Below are 20912 nucleotides of genomic sequence, written 5' to 3'. Positions count from 1 at the left end.
GCCTTATCTCTCTTTGTCAACCACCATTCTCGCATTCAGCCGTGCTGGGGTGCGGCAGCGCCCCGCCAGCACGGCTGGAGGTGAGGCTCACCAGGACGACTTGACCACACCGGGCAGTTCACCCTTGTGGGCGCGGTCGCGCAGCTGGTTGCGGCAGAGGCCGAAGTCGCGGTAAACGCCGCGGGGCTTGCCGGTGGCCCAGCAGCGGTTGCGCACCCGGTTGGGGGCGCTGTTGCGCGGCAGGGACTGGATCTTGCGGTGGATCTCCAGCCGCTCCATCGGATCGGCGGCGGCTTCGAAGGCGGCCTTCAGGGCAGCGCGCTTGACGGAGAAGCGCTCCACCATCTTCTTGCGCTTCACGTCGCGCGCAATCATCGACTTCTTCGCCATGCGGGCCGGAGTGGTAGCGGTCAGGAATCGTTGAGCCTACCGCGTGGCCCCTGCCCCCATCGGGCAGAGGTCGGCGATCGGGCAGCTGGGGCAGCGGGGGCTGCGGGCCGTGCAGACGGCGCGGCCATGGAAGATCAGCCGGATCGAGAGGGTCTGCCACTCGGGCTGGGGGATCAGCTTCATCAGATCCGGCTCGATGCGGCGCGGTTCGCTGTGGCGGCTGAGGCGCAGCCGCTGGGCCAGGCGGCTCACGTGGGTGTCCACCGTGACGCCGGCGTTGATGCCGTAGCACCAGGCCAGCACCACCGAGGCGGTCTTGCGGGCCACGCCCGGCAACTCCAGCAGCTGCTCCATCGTGCGCGGCACCTCGCCGCCATGGCGCTCGATCAGCAGCCGTGAGGCGGCCACGATGTTCTTCGCCTTGTTGCGGAAGAACCCTGCCGAGTGCACGTAGGGCTCCACTTCGGTGGCATCCACCACGGCGGCGCTGGCGGCGTCGGGGAAGCGCTCGAACAGGGCCGGGGTGATCCGGTTCACCCGTTCATCGGTGCACTGGGCCGAGAGCATGGTGGCCACCAGCAGCTCGTAGGGCGTGCGCCAGTCGAGGGAGCAGGTGGCATCGGGGTAGAGCACGCCGAGGCGCTCCAGGATCTGGGGCGCCCGCTGGCGGGCCGTGGCGAGGCGCGGCATGGGGTGGCCCGATCAGCGCCCGAGCAGTTGCTGCACGGCGGGGAGCTGGGAGGTGTCCTTCACGATCAGCAGCATGCTGAGGCCCACCAGGAACACAAAGCCCGACTGCATGAAGGCCATCTGGAAGCGTTGCGGCAGCGGCCGCCCCCGCACGCCCTCCAGCAGCAGCAGGGCGAGCTGGCCGCCATCGAGCAGCGGCAGCGGCAGGGCGTTGAGCACCGCCAGGTTGATCGAGATCAGTGCGGTGAACAGAAAGAGGCTGCCGCCGCCCTGCTGGGCCAGGGTGGCGCCCATCTCCACGATCTTCACGGGTCCGGACACCTGGGAGGCCGTTTCACCGAAGTGGGTGACCAGGGTGACAAAGCCGCCGGCGGTGCGCTTCAGCAGCAGCCAGCTGTCGCGGCTGGCCTGGCCCATCACCTCCAGGGGGCTGCGGGCCGGGCGGAACAGCTCGGTGCCGTTGGGCTGGAGCTGGGCGCCGATGCGGCCCACGCCATCGAGATCGCTGGGGGTGAGCCGCAGGGCCAGGCGCTGATCGCCGCGTTCGGCCACCAGCGTGAGATCGCGCTCCGGCGCCGCCTTGATCTGCTCCACCAGGGAGGCCACGGCCTGCTGGCCGCCGCCGATGTCCTCACCGGCCAGGGCCACGATCCGATCGCCCGGCTGCAGGCCGGCGACGGCGGCGGGCTGGCCGGGCAGCACGCCCGACACCAGCACCCCAGGCGCGGAGGTGAAGCCGGCCGGCAGGCCCACCACCACCCCCTGAGCCACCAGCACCAGCCAGGCCAGCAGCAGGTTGGCCAGCACCCCGGCGGCGATCACCAGGGCGCGCTGGTGCAGGGGGCGGTTGGTGAGCAGGTCGGGATCGTTCTTGGCGATCGGGCTGTCCTCGTCGTCGTCGGGGAAGGCCACGAAGCCACCCAGGGGGATGGCCCGCAGGGCGAACTGCACGCCCCGGCGCTGGCGCTCCAGCAGCACCGGCCCGAAGCCGATCGAGAAGCTGCTCACCCGGATGCCCTGCCAGGTGGCCGCGAAGAAATGGCCGGCCTCGTGCACCACGATCAGTCCCGCCAGGATCGCCAGTGCCGTGAGAACGCCCATTCAGGTCGTGTCGCTGAGAACATCCATTGTGGGGCCGCTGGCGGCGGTACCGCTTGGCGGCAGGGGCTGATCGGAGAGGGCCTGGCTGAGATCGGCATCCTGGAAGTCGGTGCCGGTGAGGCGGGCGCCGCGCAGATCGGCCTGGTGCAGCCGGGCCCGCAGGAAGCTGGCGCCACGGAGATCGGCCGCGGAGAGATCGGCGCCGCTGAGGTCGGCGTCGCTGAAATCGGCCCCCTGCAGGTCCACGCCGTGGAGGTCGGCATGGCGCAGCACCGTGCCGGAGAAGTTGGCGCCCCGCCAGCGGCTGAAGGGAATGTGCAGGCCCTCGAGGTTGGCGCGCTGCAGATCGAAGTCGTCCTGCCAGATCCCAGCGGCTGAGAGATCCTCCAGGGCGCGGATGCGGCCGAGGCTGTTGGTGGTGCCGGCCTGTCGGTCAGAGAGCAGCAGATCGAGCATCTCGTGGTGCTCGCGCTCGCGGCGCTTGCCCGCCTCGAAGATGAACACGAAGGCGGCGGCCACGATGCTGAACGCTTCGGCGTTGTCGATGCTGATGATCTCGAGATAGTTGCTGGTGAGGCAATCGGGCTCCAGGCGGGCGCGATGGCAGTTCTCGAAGCGGTTCACCGCCGACAACAGTACGAACGAGCAGGCCGCGGCGATCAGCACCCGGAACTGGAAGGAGCGATCGAGCTGGCGGAAGAAGGGTGAGCGGCGGCGCCGCTGCTGCTGGTCGTACCAGGTGCTGGTGGGCCTCTGTCTCATGGCGTGGGGGGCTGTTCAGGTGCCTGCGGCTCAAGCGATCCGCTCGCCTCCGAAGTAGGGCGCCAGGGCGGCGGGCAGCATCACCGAGCCATCGGCCTGCTGGCCGTTTTCGAGCAGGGCGGCCATGGTGCGGCCCACGGCCAGGCCGCTGCCGTTGAGGGTGTGCAGCAGCTGGGTGGTCTTGCCCTGCTTGAAGCGGATGGCGGAGCGGCGGGCCTGGAAGTCGTGGCAGAGGGAGCAGCTGGAGATCTCGCGGTAGGCGCCGGCGCCGGGCAGCCACACCTCCAGGTCGAAGGTGCGGGCGGCGGAGAAGCCGAGATCGGCGCCGCAGAGCTCGATGCGGCGGTAGGGGAGCTGCAGGGCCTCGAGGATTGATTCCGCCTGGGCGGTGATCAGCTCCAGGGCCGCCGCCGACTGGTCGGGATGGCAGAACCAGTAGAGCTCCACCTTGTTGAACTGGTGCAGGCGGATCAGGCCGCGGGTGTCGCGGCCGTAGGAGCCGGCCTCACGGCGGAAGCAGGGGGTGTAGGCGCAGTAGCGCAGGGGCAGCTGCTCGGCGGGGATCACCTCATCGCGGTGCAGGGAGGTGAGCGGCACCTCGGCGGTGGGGGTGAGCCAGAGGTCGTCGCCGGCGCACTGGAAGCTCTCCTCGGCGAACTTGGGCAGCTGGCCCGATCCTGTGAGGCTGGCGGAGTTCACCAGCACCGGCGGCAGCACCTCGGTGTAGCCGCAGGCGGTGTGGTGATCGAGCATGAAGCCGATCAGGGCGCGCTCGAGGCGCGCGCCGGCCCCCAGCAGGGTGATGAAGCGGCTCTGGGCGATGCGCACCGAGCGCTCGGTTTCCCACAGGCCCAGGCGCTCGCCGATCTCCCAGTGCTCCTGCAGGCCGGCGGGGGGCCGCGGCTCGCCCCAGCGCTTCACCTCCACGTTGTCGGCCTCGCTGCGGCCTTCAGGCACCTCGGGGGCGGGCAGGTTGGGCAGGGTGAGCAGCTGCTCGCGCAGCTGGCTCTGCAGCGCCTTCTCCTCCTCCTCCAGCACCGCCACCTGCTGCTTCACCCGGTTGCCCTGCTCCCGCAGGGCCGCCACCTCCGGCCCGCCCGGATCGGCGCCGCCGCGGATCAGCTGGCCCACCTCCTTGCCGATGCGGTTGCCCTCGGCCTGCAGGCCGCTGCGGCGCTGCTCGAGGTCGCGCTCCTCGGTGGCCACCAGCTGCAGGCCGATCAGATCCACGCTCAGGCCGCGGCGGGCCAGCTGGCTCACGATCTGGTCGGGATGGCTGCGCAGCAGGCGCTGATCGAGCACGGCAGGGGGGCGGATCGAGGCAGCCTAAAAGCAGGCCTGGCAGCGGCTTGGGGCATGACCCCGTGGGCCTTCAGTCGATGAAGAGCTGCACGCCGGCGCGCAGGATGAGGTAGCGCGGGGGGCAGGGTCACGGGGTGAGTGGGATCGCGGTGGCGGCCTACGACGCCACCGTGAGGACCAGGTGGGCGCGGGTACAGGCTGAGGCCGGCGTCCTTCTCTCTGGTATGGAACAGCGAGGCTGCCTCGGCTTGGCCGGCGAGCCGGGCGGAGGCATCGGTGTGTCTGTTTGATCGTGTGCCGAAAGTTGGGGGTTGGGACCGAAGCTGAACCCCATTCAGGCTGCCAATTTTAGTGGGCTGATCAAGATGATCATGCAGGTGCCTGACTTCAACAGCACCGCGAGCCCGGTGGGGATGATGGCCAATTGAAATGATCCACTCGATCAGGCGGGGGCGATAAATCCAGAGATTGAGAGCTTGTAGCTACGCCTGCATTGTGCGTTTAATTTGATTTGGTTTTGATTTGATAGTTATTTCAAGAGGGAATCCGGCTGCTACTTGGCTAGAGCTTCGACAAAATGCGTTTTGATCCATTCAATAGTTGTATGGTGACAATAATCGTGATTGTCCCCAGAGCCTCTTGTGAGCCCTTATGTCGACAGGGTCGGCTTCAGAGCACCTGCACCACCTCGCTGACTTCAGGAATGGCCTCCCGCAGCTTGCGTTCGATGCCCATCTTCAGGGTCATGGTGCTGCTCGGGCAGCTCCCACAGGCTCCCTGCAACCGCACTTTCACAATAGGCCCCTCGATTTCCACCACCTCGACGTTGCCCCCATCGGCCATCAGGTAAGGGCGCAGCTCATCAAGGGTGCGCTCCACGTTCTCCACGGTGAGGGCACGAGGATCAAGAGTGGGCGTCTCAGTGGTCATGACGTCAGTTCGGGAATCAGCTCCATCCTAATGAGGGGCTCCTCTGGGTGGCTAGATCTGGGGTTTGCCCATGTCAGGGCCCAGGGAAAGCGTTTGCCGAAGCCGATTTTCCTGGCCAGGGCCCGGGGCGTTTGGCTGATGAAGCAGCCAAGGCTGGGTTGACCAGAGCTTGGGCTGCCGCATGCTCCGGCAAGCCAGCTGCTGGTGGCATGCCAATCCTGCTCGACGGCCCTTTTAGGGCTCGCGCAAGCGAGCTCGGCTGTCAGGTTCAGTGGATTGGTCCTGGGCGGGCTGGTAGGTGAATGTTCGTGATACCACCCCCCACCCCCGCCTTTAGGAAGCCCTCCTGAGTGGGGCTTCTCCAGGGGGTCCCCTGCCCCTGCCTAGGATCATGCTGCCTCCGCCCCTGGCTTCGACCTGCGGGAGCGGCTGAATCTGAGCGCATGACCGACGTTTCTGTTTCCCGCATCCGCAACTTCTGCATCATTGCCCACATCGACCACGGCAAATCCACCCTCGCCGATCGACTGCTGCAGGACACCGGCACCGTGGCCGTTCGCGACATGCAGGAGCAGTTTCTCGACAACATGGAGCTGGAGCGTGAACGGGGCATCACGATCAAGCTGCAGGCGGCGCGGATGGATTACACCGCCGCCGATGGCACCGACTACATCCTCAACCTGATCGACACCCCCGGCCATGTGGACTTCTCCTATGAGGTGAGTCGCTCGCTGCAGGCCTGCGAAGGGGCCCTGCTGGTGGTGGATGCGAGCCAGGGGGTGGAGGCCCAGACCCTGGCGAATGTGTATCTCGCCCTGGAGAATGATCTGGAGATCATTCCGGTGCTCAACAAGATCGATCTGCCCGGTGCCGATCCGGAGCGGATCAAGGAGGAGATCGAGGCGATCATCGGCCTTGATTGCTCCAGGGCGATCGCCTGTTCGGCCAAGACCGGCCTCGGCGTGCCGGACATCCTGGAGGCGGTGGTGGAGCGGGTGCCGCCTCCGGCCAACCGGATGGCCGAGCCGCTGCAGGCCTGATCTTCGACTCCTACTACGACGCCTACCGCGGCGTGATCGTGTACTTCCGGGTGATGGCCGGCTCGATCAGCCGCAAGGACAAAGTGCTGCTGATGGCCTCCGGCAAGAGCTACGAGCTCGATGAGGTGGGTGTGATGGCGCCGGATCAGCGCCAGGTGGAGAGCCTCCACGCCGGCGAGGTGGGCTACCTGGCCGCCTCGATCAAGGCCGTGGCCGATGCCCGCGTGGGCGACACGATCACCCTGGCCGCCAACCCGGCGGCGGCGGCCCTGCCGGGCTACACCGAGGCGAAGCCGATGGTGTTCTGCGGGCTGTTCCCCACCGATGCCGATCAATACCCCGATCTGCGCGAGGCCCTCGACAGGCTCCAGCTCTCCGATGCGGCCCTGCGCTACGAGCCGGAAACCAGCAGTGCCATGGGCTTCGGCTTCCGCTGCGGCTTCCTGGGGCTGCTGCACATGGAGATCGTGCAGGAGCGGCTGGAGCGGGAATACAACCTCGATCTGATTGTTACCGCCCCATCGGTGATCTATCAGGTGAACCTGCTGGATGGCTCGATGCTGATGGTGGATAATCCCGCCACCCTGCCGGATCCGCAGAAGCGTGAATCGATCGAAGAGCCCTATGTGAAGCTCGAGATCTATACCCCCAACACCTTCAACGGCACCCTGATGGAGCTGTGTCAGGAGCGGCGCGGCGAGTTTGTGGACATGAAGTACATCACCACCGATCGGGTGACGCTCCACTACGAGATGCCGCTGGCTGAGGTGGTAACGGATTTCTTCGATCAGATGAAGAGCCGCACCAAGGGCTATGCTTCCATGGAATACCAACTGATCGGCTACCGCCGCAATGAGCTGGTGCGCCTCGATGTGCTGATCAACAGCGAGAAGGCCGATCCCCTCACCACCATCGTGCACCGCGACAAGGCCTACAACGTGGGCAAGGGGCTGGTGGAGAAGCTGAAGGAACTGATCCCCCGCCAGCAGTTCAAGATTCCCATCCAGGCCTCGATCGGCAGCCGTGTGATCGCCTCGGAGAGCATCAGTGCCATGCGCAAGGACGTGCTCGCCAAGTGCTATGGCGGGGACATCTCCCGCAAGAAAAAACTGCTGAAGAAACAGGCCAAGGGCAAGAAACGCATGAAGGCCATGGGCAAGGTGGAGGTACCCCAGGAGGCCTTCATGGCCGTGCTCAAGCTCAACAGCTGATCGCTGCAGCCTGGCGCAAGAGGTGGCAGTCAGTTCCCGATCTGGCTGCGGCCACTCTTGCCAGTCGCGCCGCCAGCGTTACAAATTCTGCTCCACTGGACGCCATGCGTGTCTGCCGCACTCTCGACTTTCGTCAGCAAGCCTGACTGGATCTCGGCCCGACGGGTCAAAGGTCGCAAATCGTCGATCATTCAGCTCACAGGAGGCTCCAGCTGGCTGAATCAGCCGGTTTCATGGACCGCCACCATGAAGGTGTCGTCGTTGAAGCAACGGCAAGCCGCTGCCGAAGGCAGGGCGAATCCCCGGGACATCGTCACCGGCTTCCGGGTGAACAACGCCATGGCCCGCAACTGGATCTTCCAGGGATCCAGGGGCAGTGATCTGATCGACTTTCAGTCGACGGCCGGAGCGATCACCAAGCGTTCCCAGAGTGTGATCAATTTCGGTAGAGATGAGGTGCGTGATCGCTTCTTCTTCACCAACAACACACGCACCCACGGACCGTTCAATCACATGCAGCGCTTCGTGATCCGCAACTTCGGCCGCCAAGATCGGGTGACCCTGCGCAACATCGGCCGCAGTTTCGGTTACAACGATCTGGTGTCCTACGGCAACGGCGTGATGGGCTTTGCCGGCGTGGATCCCACCAAGCTGCGGGTGGTGCCGATTGCGGGGCTCTGATCCCTCGCCAGAGCCGCGCGGCGGGAGTGTGGCAACGCTGAGCCGTGCCCTGCGCCTGCTCGCCCGTGGCTCTCTGGTCACGACGGCGTTCCCGCCCTTTTAGCCGCCGATGGCAGCCCGCCCCCAGGGCGGCTGCCTCGGCCGGTTTTCTGCTGCCGTTGGCTTCCACGGCCTCGCTGTTTCTGGTGCTGAGCAGCCTGTCGCTGCAGGCCATGGCCCTGCAGGAGCGTCGCCAGCTGGTTGTGCGCCAACGCCTGCAGGCCCGGGAGGACCGTCTGCAGGCTGCCGCCCAGGCCGTGGCCGGCAGCCTGCAACGCCGCCACCGCTGCCTGATTGCCCTGCCCGTGTCGGCCTGGCAGTGGCAGAGCGAGCAGCCGGGTGGCTGCGCCCAGTCGGGGGAGGTTGAAGCGTTGCTGCGAGGGCCGTTGCTGGCCAGCCAGCCAGCCCCGCAGAGCGCTTCCTACACCCTGCTGCAGTACTGCCCGCAGGAGGCGGAACCACCCGCGGCGCCCGCAGCGGCCCCGGCCCCGGCACCTGTGCTGGAGGCCCATTTGCTCCTGGAGATCGAGGAGGACGGCGCCACCTATCGCTCCGCCTCCAGGCTGCTGTGGAGCTGGGGGCCTGGCCCCACGCCGCGGCTGAGGGGCTTCCAGCATCTGGGGCTGCGCAGCGCCGCGGGGGCGTTGCCGCCCTGCCCTCTGGCCAGCTCCGAGGCGAACCCATGAGCCTGGTGGAACTGATCGTATCGGCGGCGGTGTTCACCGCCTCAGCCAGCTCCTCGCTGCAGCTGTGGAGTGTCACCAGCCGCTGGAGCCTGGGCTCGGAGCGCCAGCTGCAGGCCCTGCAGCAGCTCGATCAGGAGCTGCTGGCGGTGGAGGCCACGTTGCAGAGCTGGGCGGGCAGGCAGCAGGCGGAGGAGCCGCTGCGGGCTGATTGCAGCCTGATCGCGGGGTTGCTGCCCACCACCACCACCGCCCGGCCCGATGCCCTTGAGGGCAGCGCCGTTCAGGTGACGCTGCGCCAGGCGGGCAACGAGGGCCGATTCCTGGTGAGGGCCGAGCTGCCAGGCCTGGGCCTCAGCCGCGAGCGCCAGCTCGATCCCGCCGCCTACGGCCTCTGCGGCGGTGAGAACGCCGATCACGACGCAGGGGCCCCTGCCCCGGAGGCGGAGGAGCTGTGATCAGGAGCCACTGCCGGCCACGCTGTTGCAGAACCTGCCGAAGCAGCGGCGGCTTTTCGCTGGCGGAGGCGCTGGTGGTGCTCACCCTCCTGGGCCTGATGGCGGCCCTGGTGATCGACAGCGGCCGCCGCCAGCTGGCGGCGGTGAAGGTGGAGTCCGCCGCCCGGCGGCTCGGCACCTTGCTGGAGCACAGCCGCGAGCGGGCCGAGGATCGCCGCCAGCCCCTGGATCTGCCCCTGCACGGGGAGGAGGGCCTGGAGGCCCGGGTGCTGGAGGGCGACAGCAGCCTGCGGCTCCACCACACTCTGCCCTCGCAGCTGCGCTTCACGGCCAATGGCCTGGCGATCGATGGCGGCACCGTGGTGATCGGCAGCGCCGGCACCGACCTGCGCCGCTGCCTGGTGATGTCTCCGCCGCTGGGGATTGTGCGGGTGGGCCGCTACCACGGCGATCCCGGCGCCCTGGCCAGTGACGCCTGCCTGCCAGACGCCAGCCTCTGAGTCTGAGCCATGGTCCTGCGCCGCCGCTGCCGCCTGAACCCGCTCGCCCGCCGCTTGGCCGGGGGGTTCTCCCTGGTGGATCTCTCACTCACGCTGCTGCTGGGCTCGGTGCTCAGCGCCCTGATGCTGCAGCTGCTGCTCAGCGAGGGCCGCCACGGCCAGAAGCTGGCCCGGCTGCTGCGGGAGCGTCAGAGCAGCGCCCGGGCCGTGCAGCTGATCCGCGCCGAGCTGCAGCAGGCCAGGGAGGTGCGGCTGGGCGGGGAGATCCAGGCCGGCCTGGCCGGCAGCTGCGCCACGGCCGGGCGGCAGCTGGTGCTGCAGCTCCACTCCACCGCCGGCACGATCACCTACGCCCGCGGCCCCGCCAGAGATCCGATCTGGCGCGGAGAGGTGGTGTGGCGCTGCGGCCCCGCCTACGACCGCCTGGGAGCCCTCACCTCCGCTGCTCCCCAGACCCGGGTGCTGATCGATGCCCTGCCGCCGGGCGCGGGATTAGCGGCGGTGTCGCAGCAGGGGGTGGTGCAGGTGCGGCTGGATCGGCTCGGCGGCCATCAGGTGATCCAGGCGATCAGCCGCGGGAGCGACGCAGTCCCATGATCTCATCGCCTGCTGGCACGATCAAGACGGATGCGGCAACCCTCGCCGGAGGCTTGCGAACTTAGATGCACAACAGCCTGAAACGTCGATTGGAGTCGAACGTTTCAGGCCACATCATGGGTCAACTTCGGTGGCAAACCTGAAGGCCGATCCGGTTGGCGTCAGCTCCGGGTGGGATTGCACGAAGGTGCGGTTCCTGCCGTCCAGCCACTTGCAGCTGCGCAGGTTGTGAGACTTGTCGCACCAGCTGATGTGACCGTGGCGACAGGTGCTGTGGTCAGGTTGAAGTCAGCTACGCTTGCTGTGAAGTCAACCTGGGTTCCTGCGGCAGGACAGGGGCCGCCGGTGATGTTTGCAGGAATCACTAAGTCAGCCTGTTCACCCGTCACCTGGGCTGCCGTGCAGGCTCGCGCCATATCCATGACAGCTATCTGGGCCGCGTTGATGCGGGCTCTGCCTTGCTGGTTGAGGAAGGCTGGAATCGCAATCGCTGACAGTACGCCGATGATGATCACAACAATCAACAGCTCCATCAGGGTGAAGCCGGTTTTCAGGCCTTTGTGTTTTTTGTTTGCACTGCTAAGAACCTGGATCAGGGAGCGCTGGGCCAGGAACCTGGGCTGAAGGGACGTGGTCATGGTGAGGATCTGCTTCAGGTAGCACGAACGTCATTCAGTGTTGACACGCACGGCGCGTTTGCCAAGTCACTGTGACGAAGGACTCCCTGAGGACCGTCTTTCAGCGTGACCATGGGGCTGCCAGAGACAGCGGATCAAGCGGTTGCAGCTCTGGCAGCAAAGACTTTTGAGGCTGTTGCCTCATCCGTGGAGCTAATCACGCTTCGCCAGTCAGCGGCTCGGTCTGCCCTGAGCATGAGTCTCAACTCTGGGTGTTGAGTTGAAGCCTGAGGAGTTGAAGTCTGTTAGTCAGGAGCCGCCGCGCAAGCGGGCCAGGGGGGGCGGGGGTTGAATGGGCCCACCCGATCCGCGCCTGAGTGCCGTTCCGCTGGCAACCCACCACCCTCTCGGCCCGCATGGCCCGCTGGGGGGTGGTGATCGTGCTCACCTATGTCCTGGTGGCCGTGCTCACGCCGTTGCTGGTGCAGCTCGGCTGGCTACCGGATCCAAACGCCGGCTTGCAGAACCCCATCTACGCCCCGCCGTCGCCGGCCCACTGGTGCGGCACCGACCGGCTCGGCCGGGACGTGTGCGTGCGCACCCTCTCGGCCAGCGGCGTGGCCCTGCAGGTGGTGGCTCTGGCCCTGGTGGTGGCGTTGATCGTGGGGGTGCCCCTCGGCATGGTGAGCGGCTATCTGGGCGGCTGGGTGGACCGGCTGCTGGTGCTGCTGATGGACACCCTCTACACCCTGCCGGTGCTGCTGCTCTCGGTGGTGCTGGCCTTCCTGCTGGGGCGCGGCCTGCCCAATGCCGCCGCCGCCCTCTGCGTGGTGTACATCCCCCAGTACTTCCGCGTGGTGCGCAACCAGACGGCCCAGGTGAAGGCCGAGCTCTACGTGGAGGCGGCCCGCTCGCTGGGCGCCGGACCCGCCTGGATCCTGCGCAACTACCTGTTCCGCAACGTGATCACCTCGGTGCCGGTGCTGCTCACGCTCAATGCCGCCGATGCCGTGCTGGTGCTGGGGGGTCTGGGCTTTCTGGGGCTCGGCCTGCCGGAGACCATTCCCGAGTGGGGCGGCGACCTGCAGCAGGCCCTCACGGCCCTGCCCACCGGTATCTGGTGGACCGCCCTCTACCCCGGCCTGGCCATGTTCGTGCTGGTGCTGGGGCTGTCGTTTCTGGGGGAGGGCCTGGAGAGCTGGCTGAGCGGCAACGCCCAGACCGGCCGCGCGGCGCGCTGAGGCCCAGCTCGCCGCAGCGCCGATCGCCCACCGGCATCAGAATGGGATCTCTCACGTGGCCCGGGTCGGGCGCTGGCGATGCCCTGGTGGTTGGATCTGGTGCTGCTCAGCCTCGCCGCGACGCTCTGGTTCAGTGGCAGCGCCGATCGCGACGACGTCTGGAGCCTGCTGCAGCGAATGCTGGCGGTGGTGTCGGTGGCGGTGGTGCTGCTGGGCGGGCGCCAGATCCCCCTGGAACTGCTGGCCCTGGGGGTGGCCCTGTGGCTGCCCAGTGCCGGCAGCCGCCGCCTCTCGAGCGGCGATGCAGCCCGTCTCAGCCGTCGCTGAGGGGTGCAGAGCCAGCCAGGGCGGCGCTGAGCAGCTGTTCCGCCATGCCATCCGGGTCGGCCACGGCGTCGAGGCCCGGGCCGGCATTCCCCAACAGCTCGGGGTGGCTGGAGAGGTTGTCAAGCAGCCGGGTCAGGAACAGGTCGTGGTCCTGCAGCATCGAGGCCTCCAGACTGCCCTGGCGTCCGCCGATGCACCAATCGAGAGCGCCGCTGTCAGCGCGGATCAGCACAGCGGGCCGCTGGGGGAGGCTGTCGTGGCGATGCACCCGCACCGGATCCGCGCTGCCGAAAAAGGCCTCGGCCTCCTCACGGCTGCAACGGATCAGCTGAGCACTCCAGGCCAGCGGCTGGACACGCCGCAGCACCTCGGCGCTCGGCGGCGCCTGGGGCGGCAGGCCCCAGCGTTGCGGTTGCCAGTCCAGATCGAGGGCCACCGAGACACCGCTGGGGATGGCCCGTTCCAGGATCATGCTCACCGCCTGGGCGTGCTGGGCCTCGATCACTGAATTGCTGGAGACCAGCAACCAGAAAGAGTCCCTGATTCTGGGCAGCATGGCCTCAGTGAGGGCGGCGGGGCTGTCGGCGCTGGAGGCGATCGGCAGGGCCTGGCTGAGATCGAACAGCGGGGTGTGCCGATCGGTCTGGGTCGGGCGGGTGGTTGTGGGTGTGGATGTGGGGGTCAACGTCATCGTGAGGAAAGCGGAACAGCTGGACAGGGCACGACGGCCTGCTCAGCTCTGGCTGCTCACGAACTCGTGGAAACGCCCAGCAAGGTCCTGGAAGAAGCTGTCGCTTTGCTGCAGCAGGGAGTCCCAGCTGTCCTTGGTGGCCAGCTGGAGGCTCTCCAGCTGGACCTGGGCCTGGTCGCGGGCCTGGCGCAGTTCGGCGAGCCGCTTCTCGGTTTCGGCGCGCACGCTTTCGGCGGCGTTCTGCAGGCCCTGCTGCAGCTGGTCGATCTGGGCAGACCAGGCTTCGATCTGGGCCTGCTTCTTGTCGAGGATTGCCTGGCGGAGCTGCTCATCGGCAAGGCGCTGATCCAGCTCGCTGCGGCTGGCCTGCATCGTGGTGTTGGTGGGGGTCATGGATGGTTCCTGAAGTGCAACAACGGATGCGCCCCTGCTCTCTCCTGTTGGGGAGTGTCTGGAAGGAAACACCAGAGCAGCGCCACAAGGCGTGAAGGCTGAGGGGAGACGTGCTTCCCAAATCCACTGTCAACGCGTCATTGCCAGAGCTGTTGGCAAGCGCAGAGAGACGAGCTGGATGTGACTGTTAAGTCGGAAGCGAACGTTGCGTCCGTTATTTCGAACCTAGCACGAAGTGATTTGTTGTCAACTCTCTGGTGCGTGATCAGTGACGTTCCGAGATCACAATTCTGCCCAGATCGGTTGTGCTCAGAGGCCTCTCGGAGGCTGTGACGGCTGAACCTGAAGCCGCTGCATGCCAGCCGCCTAGTAGCGCAGCCGCACCGTGCGGGGCAGGGCTTCGCTGATGGCGCCTTCGGCATCGAGGGGGGGATAGGGCCGGCCCTGCTGGCGGCACCAGGCGGCCACCTCCGGGTAGGCCCATTCGAACAGCAGCCGCCCGTAGCGCTCCGGCCCCACCCCCTCGCCCTGGCTGGGCAGCAGCCCGGCGGCCTGGCGCTGGCGCAGGGCCTCGAACAGCAGCGTGGCCGTGGCCACGCTCACATTCAGCGACTGCACCATGCCGCTCATCGGAATCATGATCGCCTGGTCCACCAGGGCAATCGCCGCCGGGCTCAGCCCCCACTTCTCGGCCCCCAGCACGAAGGCGGTGGGGCCGGTGAAGTCGCAGCTGCGGTAGTCCACCGCCGTGGCGCTGAGGTGGGTGCCGTAGAGGCGGAAGCCCTGCTGCCGCAGGGTCTGCAGGCCATCGGCGGCGCTGGCGTGGCGCTGCAGCGGCACCCATTTCTGGCTGCCCTGGGCCGTGGTGTTGAACAGGGGCAGGCGCCCCTCCAGGCACACCGCGTGGGCCTCCAGCACCCCCACCGCATCGCAGCTGCGCAGGATCGCCGAGAGGTTGTGGGGTTTGTGCACCTCCTCCAGCAGCACCGTGAGGTCGGCCATGCGGTGATTCAGCACAGCCTTGAGGCGCTCGAAGCGGCGGGGCAGCAGCGGCATGGGCACGATGGCGGCATGGAGGCTCCCAGCTTCGACCAGCGCGTCTACGCCGCCGTGGCCCGCATCCCGCAAGGGCGCCTCGCCACCTACGGCCACATCGCCGAGTCGATCGGTGCCTACGGCTGCGCCCGCCAGGTGGGCTGGGCCCTGCGCCGGCTGCCCCTGCCCTCCGAGCTGCCCTGGCACCGGGTGGTGAACGCCCAGGGGCGGATCAGCTTCAACCCCAGCCGGGAGGGGAGCGACTGGATCCAGCGGCAGCTGCTGCTGGCCGAGGGCATCCCGGTGGACGGGGAAGGCCGTCTGCCCCTGGGGCGCTATCTGTGGGTGCCCCCCCTCGACCCACCCCTGCTTGCCTGAGCCCGTCTCCGCTGTCCCGGCTGACGCCGCCGATCGAGCCGCCCGCTCCGACTCCCCAGCGGCGGCCGGTCTGGCGTCGCGGCGGCTGGCCTGGGAGGTGCTGCTGGCCGTGGGCGGCGGCGCCTACGCCGATGTGGCCCTGGAGCGGGCGCTGCAGCGCAGCAGCCTGGAGGGGGTGGACCGAGCCCTCGCCACCGAGCTGGCCTACGGCGCCATCCGCCAGCGGCTGCTGCTCGATGCCTGGCTCGATGGCCTCGGACGGGTGCCGGCCCTGCGCCAGCCGCCCAAGCTGCGCTGGCTGCTGCACCTGGGGCTCTACCAGCTGCTGTTCAGTGGGCGGGTGCCGGCCTCAGCGGCGGTGAGCACCACCGTGGAGCTGGCCAAGCGGGGTGGCCTGGCCCGCCTGGCGCCGGTGGCCAATGGCATGCTCCGCCAGCTGTTGCGCCGCCGGGCCGGGCTCGCCAGCAGCGCTGGAGCCGGCGGGCCCGGCCTGGAGCTGGAGCCCTGGAGCGGCCTGGAGCTGCCTGCCGGGGCGGCCGCCAGCCTCGCCCTGCGCCAGTCGCTGCCCGTGTGGCTGGCTGAGCTGCTGCTGCAGTGGCTGCCGCCCGAGCAGGCCGAGGCCTTTGCCCTGGCGGCCAACCAGCCCCCTGGCCTCGACCTGCGGGTGAACCCCCTACGCTGCAGCCGCGACGCCCTGCTTGAGGCCCTGGAATCGGCGGGGCTGGCGGCGGCGGTGCTGCCAGGGAACGATGACGGCCTGGCCCTGGAGGGGCGGGTGGGGGATCTGCGCCGCCTGCCCGGGTTTCAGCAGGGCCACTGGAGCGTGCAGGACCGCACCGCCCAGCAGGTGGTGGCCCTGCTCGATCCCCAGCCCGGCGAGCGGCTGCTCGATGCCTGTGCCGCCCCTGGCGGCAAGTGCACCCAGATGGCGGAGCGGATCGGGGATCGGGGCGAGGTGTGGGCCATCGACCGCTCCGCGGCGCGCTTGCAGCGGCTGGAGCGCAATGCCGCCCGGCTGGGTCTGGGCTGTGTCAGCAGCCTGGCGGCCGATGCGGCCGAGCTGGCGGTGGTGCGTCCCGACTGGTTGGGCCACTTTGATCGCATCCTCGTGGACGCCCCCTGTTCGGGGCTGGGCACCCTGGCCCGCCACGCCGATGCCCGCTGGCGGCTGCAGCCCGCCGCGATCCCGGAGCTGGTGCGGCTGCAGCGGGCCCTGCTGGAGGGGGTGCTGCCGCTGTTGCGGCCCGGCGGCCAACTGGTGTACGCCACCTGCACCGTGCATCCGGCCGAGAACGACGAGCAGGTGAAGGCCCTGCTGGCGGCCCATCCCGGCTGGGAGCTGCTGCGGCAGTGGCAGGCCTGGCCCCGGCCCGGCGGCGGCGATGGCTTCTTTGCCGCCCTGTTGCGGGCACCAGGGGGGTAGCGCTGAAGGGCCTCAGGGCGGCGGTGGCGGTGCGGGGGCCGGTGGTGGTGGCGGCGGTGGCGGCGGCGCAGGAGCCGGGGCGGGCGCTGGTGCAGGCGCAGCCACCGGGGCTGGTGCAGGCGTAGCGCCGCTGCTGGGGGCTCGGGCTGGAGCGGGCGCCGGAGCTGGAGAAGGGGCGGGGGCAGGCCTTGGTGCGGCGGCTGGTGCTGGATGTGCTGCCGGGCGGGCCGGTGGTTCGGCCGAGCGGGGCGGCGGGGTCCAGGACGATTCCGGTTCGCCCGTGGAGGCGGGATCTTGCGGGGCCTCATTCCTGGGGGCACGCTCCGGCGGCGCATCGGACCTGGGGGCCTGGCGCGGGCTGGTCGGCCGGGCCGGCTTGGTGGGTTTGGCGGGCTTCTTGAAGGTGTCAGCGAGGGCGGGTTTGGGCGGGAACGCCTGCACCGGCAGGTCTTTGCTGATCGCGCCCATGAAGCGCCGCCAGGCATAGGCGGCCACCACGCTGGTGCTCTTGGTCTCGCGGCTGTTGTCGTAGCCGAGCCACACGCCGGTGGTGAGCTGGGGGATCGAGCCGATGAACCAGAGGTCGCGGCCCCCTTCCGAGGTTCCGGTCTTGCCGGCCACGGGGTGCCGGCCGAGGGAGGCGGGGCCGCCGGTGCCACCGCGCACCACCTGCTGCAGCATCCAGGTCATCGCATCGGCGATCGTGCTGTCCACGGCCCTGCGGCCGGGGTCCCCGTCGGTGCGGCGGCTCCAGAGCAGTTCACCATCGGGGCCGAGGATCTCCTCGAACGGGGTGGGCTTCACAAACACGCCCCGGTTGTTGATGGCGGCATAGGCGGCGGTCATGTCGAGCACCCTGTCCTCCTCCGCGCCCAGGGCGAGGGGATAGAACTTGCCCAGGGGCTGGGTGATGCCCAGGCTGCGGGCCATGGCGATCACCTTGTCGAAGCCCACCTCCTGCAGCAGCCCCACCGCCACGGTGTTCACCGAGTTCTGGAAGGCTCGCACCATCGTGATCTTGCCCAGGAAGCCCTTGCTGAAGTTCTTGGGGCAATAGCCGGCAAAACAGCGCCTGCGGTCCACCACCGTGCGCTCCGGTCGCATGCCCTCCTTGAGGGCTGTGAGATACACGAACAGCTTGAACGTGGAGCCGGTGGAGCGCAGGGCCTGGGTGGCCCGGTTGAACTGGCTTTCTTCGTAGTCGCGGCCGCCCACCATGGCCCGCACCAGCCCGGTGCCGGGCTCCATGGCCACCAGGGCCCCCTCCAGGCCGCCGGGGGTGGATGCCGTGATCGCCTTCTGGGCCTGCTCCTGCCAGTCGAGATTGACGCTGCTGCGCACCGTCACCCCGCCCACCTCCAGCTGCTCGGGGGTGAGCACCTCGGTGAGCTCCTGTTCCACCCAGGTGCTGAAGAAGGGGGCCTGGCTCACCCAGTATTTGGGGTCGGCCGGTTTGAGGGCCAGGGGTGAGCCCTCGGCCTCCATCTGCTGGGCCAGCGTGATGTAGCCCTCCTCGCGCATGCGGCGCAGCACGATCGCCCGGCGTTGCAGGGCCAGATCGGGGTTCACCAGCGGCGAGTACACCGAGGGGGCGGGGGGCAGCCCGGCGATCAGGGCGGCCTCCGCCAGGTTGAGGTCGCTGGGAGCCTTGGAGAAGTAGATCCAGGCCGCATCCGCCACCCCGTAGGCGCTGGAGCCCAGATACACCAGATTCAGATACTCGGTGAGGATCTGGCGTTTGCTGAGCTGGCGCTCGAGCTTGCTGGCCAGGGCCGCTTCCTTCAGCTTGCGGGCGATGGTGCGGTCCTGGCTGAGGAACACGGTGCGGGCCAGCTGCTGGGTGATCGTGCTGGCTCCCTCCTCCACCGAGCCGCGCGAGATGTTGCGCACCATGGCCCGGGCGATGCCGGTGGGGTCGATGCCCTCGTGCTGGTAGAAGCGACGGTCTTCCGCCGCCACGAAGGCCTGCTCCACCAGGGGCGGGATCGAGCTGGCGGAGAGCTTCTCCCGTGACACCGGCCCCACCTTGTGCACCACCTGGCCATCGGCCGCCAGGATGGTGAGGGTGCCGGGCCGGTTGAAGTGGTTGATGCCGCGGGCATCCGGAAGCAGGCTGTCGAAGCTGGCCACCAGCGCCGCCTGGCCCACGGCCACCCCAGAACCGAGGCTGGTCGCCACTGCGGCGATGATCACCAGGTTGCGCTTGCTGCCTCCCCTACGGCGGGGCTGGCGCGCTTTGGCAGGAACGGCGGTGCTCACCTCATGCCACCAGGGCGCTGTGGCCGATGGCCAGGGCTGTGACCAACATGCCCAGCACCAGGAAAGGCTGGGCGCTGGCCTGATACTTCACATCGAACGCCACCGGATCGCGCAGCAGCCACACATCCTGAAAGGTGATCTGGGGCACGATCAGCAACACCAGCAGCACGGCGGCGAAGTGCTGGCCGATGGCGATCAGCACCGCCACCATGGCCAGCTGGAACACATCAATCATGGCGGCGCTGATCCAGCTCGCGCCGGTGATGCCGAACACCACAGGCAGGGATTGCAGCCCCAGGGCCCGGTCGCCCTCCACGCTCTTGAAGTCGTTCACCACGGCAATGCCGAGGCCGGCCAGGGAGTAGGCCAGGGTGAGCAGGGCGGTGGTCCAGGTGAGGTGGCCGAACAGGGCCTGTCCAGCCCACCAGGGCAGGGCGATGTAGCTGGCGCCCAGGGCGTAGTTGCCGAGCCAGCCGTTCTGCTTGAGCTTCAGGGGCGGGGCTGAATAGATGAAGCTGACGAAGGAGCCCCCCAGGGCCAGCAGCAGCAACACAGGCGTGGTGTGGCCGGCCCAGCGGTCCAGCCCCCAGGCCACGGCCAGGCCTGCCAGCAGCAGCACCCAGATCTGAAGCTTCACCTGGGGCAGGGGAATGGCGCCGGAGGGAATGGGCCGGTAGGGCTCGTTGATTGCGTCGATGTCGCGGTCGTAGTAGTCGTTGATCGTCTGGGTGTAGCCCGCCAGCAGCGGGCCACTCATCAGCATGCAGGCGATTGAAGCGGCCACGTTCGGCAGGGTCCAGCTGAACTGGCCCGAAGCGGCCGCGCCGCATAGCACGCCCCAGATCAGGGGAATCCAGGTGACCGGCTTCATCAGCTGCAGCCGGATCTTCCAGATGCTGCTGCTGCCGCCGGCACCCTTCATGCCCAGCAGCTGACGGGCTGCCGAACCCCTTGGGGCCTCAGGGTTTGGGCTGTTGGTCAAGGCCGGTTTCAGGCGAGGGTGACTTCATCGTCGAAGAACCAGGCGCTCTGGCCGGCGCCGAGATCCACCACCAGGCCGATGCCCTGGCCATCCACGGTGCGGAAGCCGGTCACGGTTCCGGTGGGGTCACTCTTGAGGGCCTCGACCAGAACGGCGGGGATGCGATCACGCACACGCAGCACGCGCACCTTGGAGCCGATCGTGATCGGGGCTGCCTGCACCATCGCCGTCGAGACAGTCAAAGTCCAGCAACCTTAACAGCGAAGAGCCGTTGGACCGCTGCCCTGAGGCTGCACTGGCCCAGCATGGTGCGCACCCACCGGCCTGCCCCTCCGCCATGGTTGCCAAGCGCATCATTCCCTGCCTCGACGTGGCCGATGGCCGGGTGGTGAAGGGCATCAATTTCGTCGGTCTGCGCGATGCCGGCGACCCCGTGGAGCTGGCCTGCCGCTACAGCGCCGCCGGTGCCGATGAGCTCGTGTTCCTCGACATCGCCGCCAGCCACCAGGGCCGCTCCACCCTGGTGGAGCTGGTGCAGCGCACCGCCGAGGCGGTGACGATCCCGTTCACCGTGGGCGGCGGCATCGCCAGCGTGGAGGGGATCACGGCCCTGCTGCGGGCCGGCGCCGACAAGGTGAGCCTCAATTCCGCCGCCGTGCGCGATCCCGAGCTGGTGAGCCGCGGCGCCGAGCGCTTCGGGGTGCAGTGCATCGTGGTGGCGATCGATGCTCGCCGCCGCGGCGGCGGCGAGCCGCCGGGCTGGGATGTGTACGTGAAGGGGGGCCGCGAGAACACCGGGCTCGATGCCCTGGCCTGGGCGCGGCGGGTGGTGGCCCTGGGGGCCGGCGAGATCCTGCTCACCTCGATGGATGGGGACGGCACCCAGGCCGGCTACGACCTGCCCCTCACCCGCGCCGTGGGCGAGGCGGTGGCGGTGCCCGTGATCGCCTCCGGCGGGGCCGGCTGTCTCGACCACATCGCTGCGGCGCTGTCGGACGGGCCAGGCGGCGGCGGCGCCTCGGCGGCCCTGCTGGCCTCCCTGCTCCACGACGGTATTCTCAGCATGGAGGCGATCAAGACCGATCTGCTGGCCAGGGGCCTGCCGATCAGGCCCCTGCTACATCGTCACGCCGGGACGTAACGGCTTGTTACTTTGGTTAAGGAAGATGGCGTGGCGTCCCG

At 68.5% G+C, this 20912-nt stretch carries 23 protein-coding genes and 1 pseudogene; 11 read left to right on the top strand and 13 right to left on the bottom strand.

The genetic code is table 11. From position 1 onward, the window contains the following. Positions 1-87: 87 nt before the first annotated feature. The 6 genes from rpsN to IQ220_RS03640 form a co-directional block, all read right to left on the bottom strand. On the bottom strand, positions 88-390 hold the full coding sequence (gene rpsN / locus IQ220_RS03665) for a 30S ribosomal protein S14 (RefSeq protein WP_186697123.1): 303 nt from the start codon (positions 388-390) through the stop codon (positions 88-90). 36 nt (positions 391-426) lie between these two features. Further along, the gene (gene nth, locus IQ220_RS03660) at positions 427-1080 is read right to left on the bottom strand and encodes an endonuclease III (protein ID WP_186697122.1); all 654 of its coding nucleotides are present in this window, start codon (positions 1078-1080) and stop codon (positions 427-429) included. A gap of 12 nt (positions 1081-1092) precedes the next feature. Next, positions 1093-2181, bottom strand: a complete 1089-nt coding sequence (gene rseP, locus IQ220_RS03655) for an RIP metalloprotease RseP (RefSeq protein WP_186697121.1) — start codon at positions 2179-2181, stop codon at positions 1093-1095. Continuing rightward, positions 2182-2943 carry a pentapeptide repeat-containing protein gene (locus IQ220_RS03650; protein WP_186697120.1) on the bottom strand — a complete coding sequence of 254 codons (762 nt, stop codon included), beginning with the start codon at positions 2941-2943 and terminating at the stop codon, positions 2182-2184. Between the two features lie 30 nt (positions 2944-2973). Next, on the bottom strand, positions 2974-4245 hold the full coding sequence (serS, locus tag IQ220_RS03645; RefSeq protein WP_186697119.1) for a serine--tRNA ligase: 1272 nt from the start codon (positions 4243-4245) through the stop codon (positions 2974-2976). Between the two features lie 669 nt (positions 4246-4914). Beyond that, positions 4915-5175 carry a NifU family protein gene (locus tag IQ220_RS03640; protein WP_186697118.1) on the bottom strand — a complete coding sequence of 87 codons (261 nt, stop codon included), beginning with the start codon at positions 5173-5175 and terminating at the stop codon, positions 4915-4917. 443 nt (positions 5176-5618) lie between these two features. Here IQ220_RS03640 and lepA point away from each other — a divergent pair. The 6 genes and pseudogenes from lepA (at position 5619) to IQ220_RS03610 (ending at position 10384) form a co-directional block, all read left to right on the top strand. After that, positions 5619-7426, top strand: a pseudogene (lepA, locus tag IQ220_RS03635) (translation elongation factor 4). 246 nt (positions 7427-7672) lie between these two features. Then, on the top strand, positions 7673-8107 hold the full coding sequence (locus IQ220_RS03630) for a hypothetical protein (protein WP_193912773.1): 435 nt from the start codon (positions 7673-7675) through the stop codon (positions 8105-8107). 158 nt (positions 8108-8265) lie between these two features. Then, the gene (locus IQ220_RS03625; protein ID WP_193912775.1) at positions 8266-8832 is read left to right on the top strand and encodes a hypothetical protein; all 567 of its coding nucleotides are present in this window, start codon (positions 8266-8268) and stop codon (positions 8830-8832) included. After that, positions 8829-9287, top strand: coding sequence for a hypothetical protein (locus IQ220_RS03620; RefSeq protein WP_193912777.1), 459 nt, complete (start codon positions 8829-8831; stop codon positions 9285-9287). Before IQ220_RS03625 ends, IQ220_RS03620 begins: the two co-directional genes overlap by 4 nt. Next, the gene (locus IQ220_RS16200; RefSeq protein WP_370566285.1) at positions 9284-9787 is read left to right on the top strand and encodes a Tfp pilus assembly protein FimT/FimU; all 504 of its coding nucleotides are present in this window, start codon (positions 9284-9286) and stop codon (positions 9785-9787) included. Before IQ220_RS03620 ends, IQ220_RS16200 begins: the two co-directional genes overlap by 4 nt. 9 nt (positions 9788-9796) lie before the next feature. Beyond that, positions 9797-10384, top strand: coding sequence for a prepilin-type cleavage/methylation domain-containing protein (locus IQ220_RS03610; protein ID WP_193912780.1), 588 nt, complete (start codon positions 9797-9799; stop codon positions 10382-10384). 161 nt (positions 10385-10545) lie between these two features. Here IQ220_RS03610 and IQ220_RS03605 read toward each other — a convergent pair whose 3' ends face one another. Further along, complete coding sequence (locus IQ220_RS03605; protein WP_193912782.1) at positions 10546-11022, bottom strand: type IV pilin protein; 477 nt, start codon at positions 11020-11022, stop codon at positions 10546-10548. A 395-nt stretch (positions 11023-11417) separates the two neighbouring features. On the opposite strand from IQ220_RS03605, the gene IQ220_RS03600 reads away from it, so the two are divergent. After that, complete coding sequence (locus tag IQ220_RS03600; RefSeq protein ID WP_186700701.1) at positions 11418-12242, top strand: ABC transporter permease; 825 nt, start codon at positions 11418-11420, stop codon at positions 12240-12242. 78 nt (positions 12243-12320) lie between these two features. Then, complete coding sequence (locus tag IQ220_RS03595) at positions 12321-12569, top strand: hypothetical protein (RefSeq protein WP_193912784.1); 249 nt, start codon at positions 12321-12323, stop codon at positions 12567-12569. Here the strand turns inward: IQ220_RS03595 and IQ220_RS03590 are convergent. The 3 genes from IQ220_RS03590 to trmH all read right to left on the bottom strand — a co-directional run bounded on the left by IQ220_RS03590 (position 12556) and on the right by trmH (position 14709). Then, complete coding sequence (locus IQ220_RS03590; RefSeq protein ID WP_193912786.1) at positions 12556-13254, bottom strand: fructokinase; 699 nt, start codon at positions 13252-13254, stop codon at positions 12556-12558. The genes IQ220_RS03595 and IQ220_RS03590 overlap by 14 nt on opposite strands. A gap of 48 nt (positions 13255-13302) precedes the next feature. Next, complete coding sequence (locus IQ220_RS03585) at positions 13303-13653, bottom strand: hypothetical protein (protein WP_193912787.1); 351 nt, start codon at positions 13651-13653, stop codon at positions 13303-13305. 366 nt (positions 13654-14019) lie between these two features. Then, positions 14020-14709: a tRNA (guanosine(18)-2'-O)-methyltransferase TrmH gene (gene trmH, locus IQ220_RS03580; RefSeq protein ID WP_193912789.1), complete on the bottom strand. Its 690-nt coding sequence runs from the start codon at positions 14707-14709 to the stop codon at positions 14020-14022. Positions 14710-14724: 15 nt separating this feature from the next. Between trmH and IQ220_RS03575 the strand changes: the two genes are divergently transcribed. Together IQ220_RS03575 and IQ220_RS03570 are read left to right on the top strand one after the other, a co-directional pair. After that, positions 14725-15066 (top strand): MGMT family protein, encoded by a 342-nt coding sequence (locus tag IQ220_RS03575; RefSeq protein ID WP_186697107.1) that lies wholly within the window; start codon positions 14725-14727, stop codon positions 15064-15066. Further along, positions 15059-16489, top strand: a complete 1431-nt coding sequence (locus tag IQ220_RS03570) for a 16S rRNA (cytosine(967)-C(5))-methyltransferase (protein WP_193912791.1) — start codon at positions 15059-15061, stop codon at positions 16487-16489. The genes IQ220_RS03575 and IQ220_RS03570 overlap by 8 nt, the downstream gene beginning before the upstream one ends. 12 nt (positions 16490-16501) lie before the next feature. Here the strand turns inward: IQ220_RS03570 and IQ220_RS03565 are convergent, their stop codons facing one another. Genes IQ220_RS03565 through IQ220_RS03555 form a run of 3 tightly spaced genes read right to left on the bottom strand, consistent with a single transcriptional unit; the run spans position 16502 to position 19954 of the window. Beyond that, positions 16502-18748, bottom strand: a complete 2247-nt coding sequence (locus IQ220_RS03565) for a PBP1A family penicillin-binding protein (RefSeq protein ID WP_193912793.1) — start codon at positions 18746-18748, stop codon at positions 16502-16504. 1 nt (position 18749) lies between these two features. Continuing rightward, positions 18750-19730, bottom strand: a complete 981-nt coding sequence (chlG, locus tag IQ220_RS03560) for a chlorophyll synthase ChlG (protein WP_193815086.1) — start codon at positions 19728-19730, stop codon at positions 18750-18752. Positions 19731-19738: 8 nt separating this feature from the next. Further along, positions 19739-19954, bottom strand: a complete 216-nt coding sequence (locus IQ220_RS03555; protein ID WP_193815085.1) for a DUF2862 domain-containing protein — start codon at positions 19952-19954, stop codon at positions 19739-19741. A 113-nt stretch (positions 19955-20067) separates the two neighbouring features. Here IQ220_RS03555 and hisF point away from each other — a divergent pair, with 113 nt between their 5' ends. After that, positions 20068-20871 (top strand): imidazole glycerol phosphate synthase subunit HisF, encoded by an 804-nt coding sequence (gene hisF, locus IQ220_RS03550; protein ID WP_193912794.1) that lies wholly within the window; start codon positions 20068-20070, stop codon positions 20869-20871. Positions 20872-20912: the final 41 nt, after the last annotated feature.

Source organism: Cyanobium sp. LEGE 06113, from assembly GCF_015207615.1.
The sequence above is the reverse complement of the archived record's forward strand: the minus strand, read 5'-3'. Positions and strand labels throughout refer to the sequence as shown.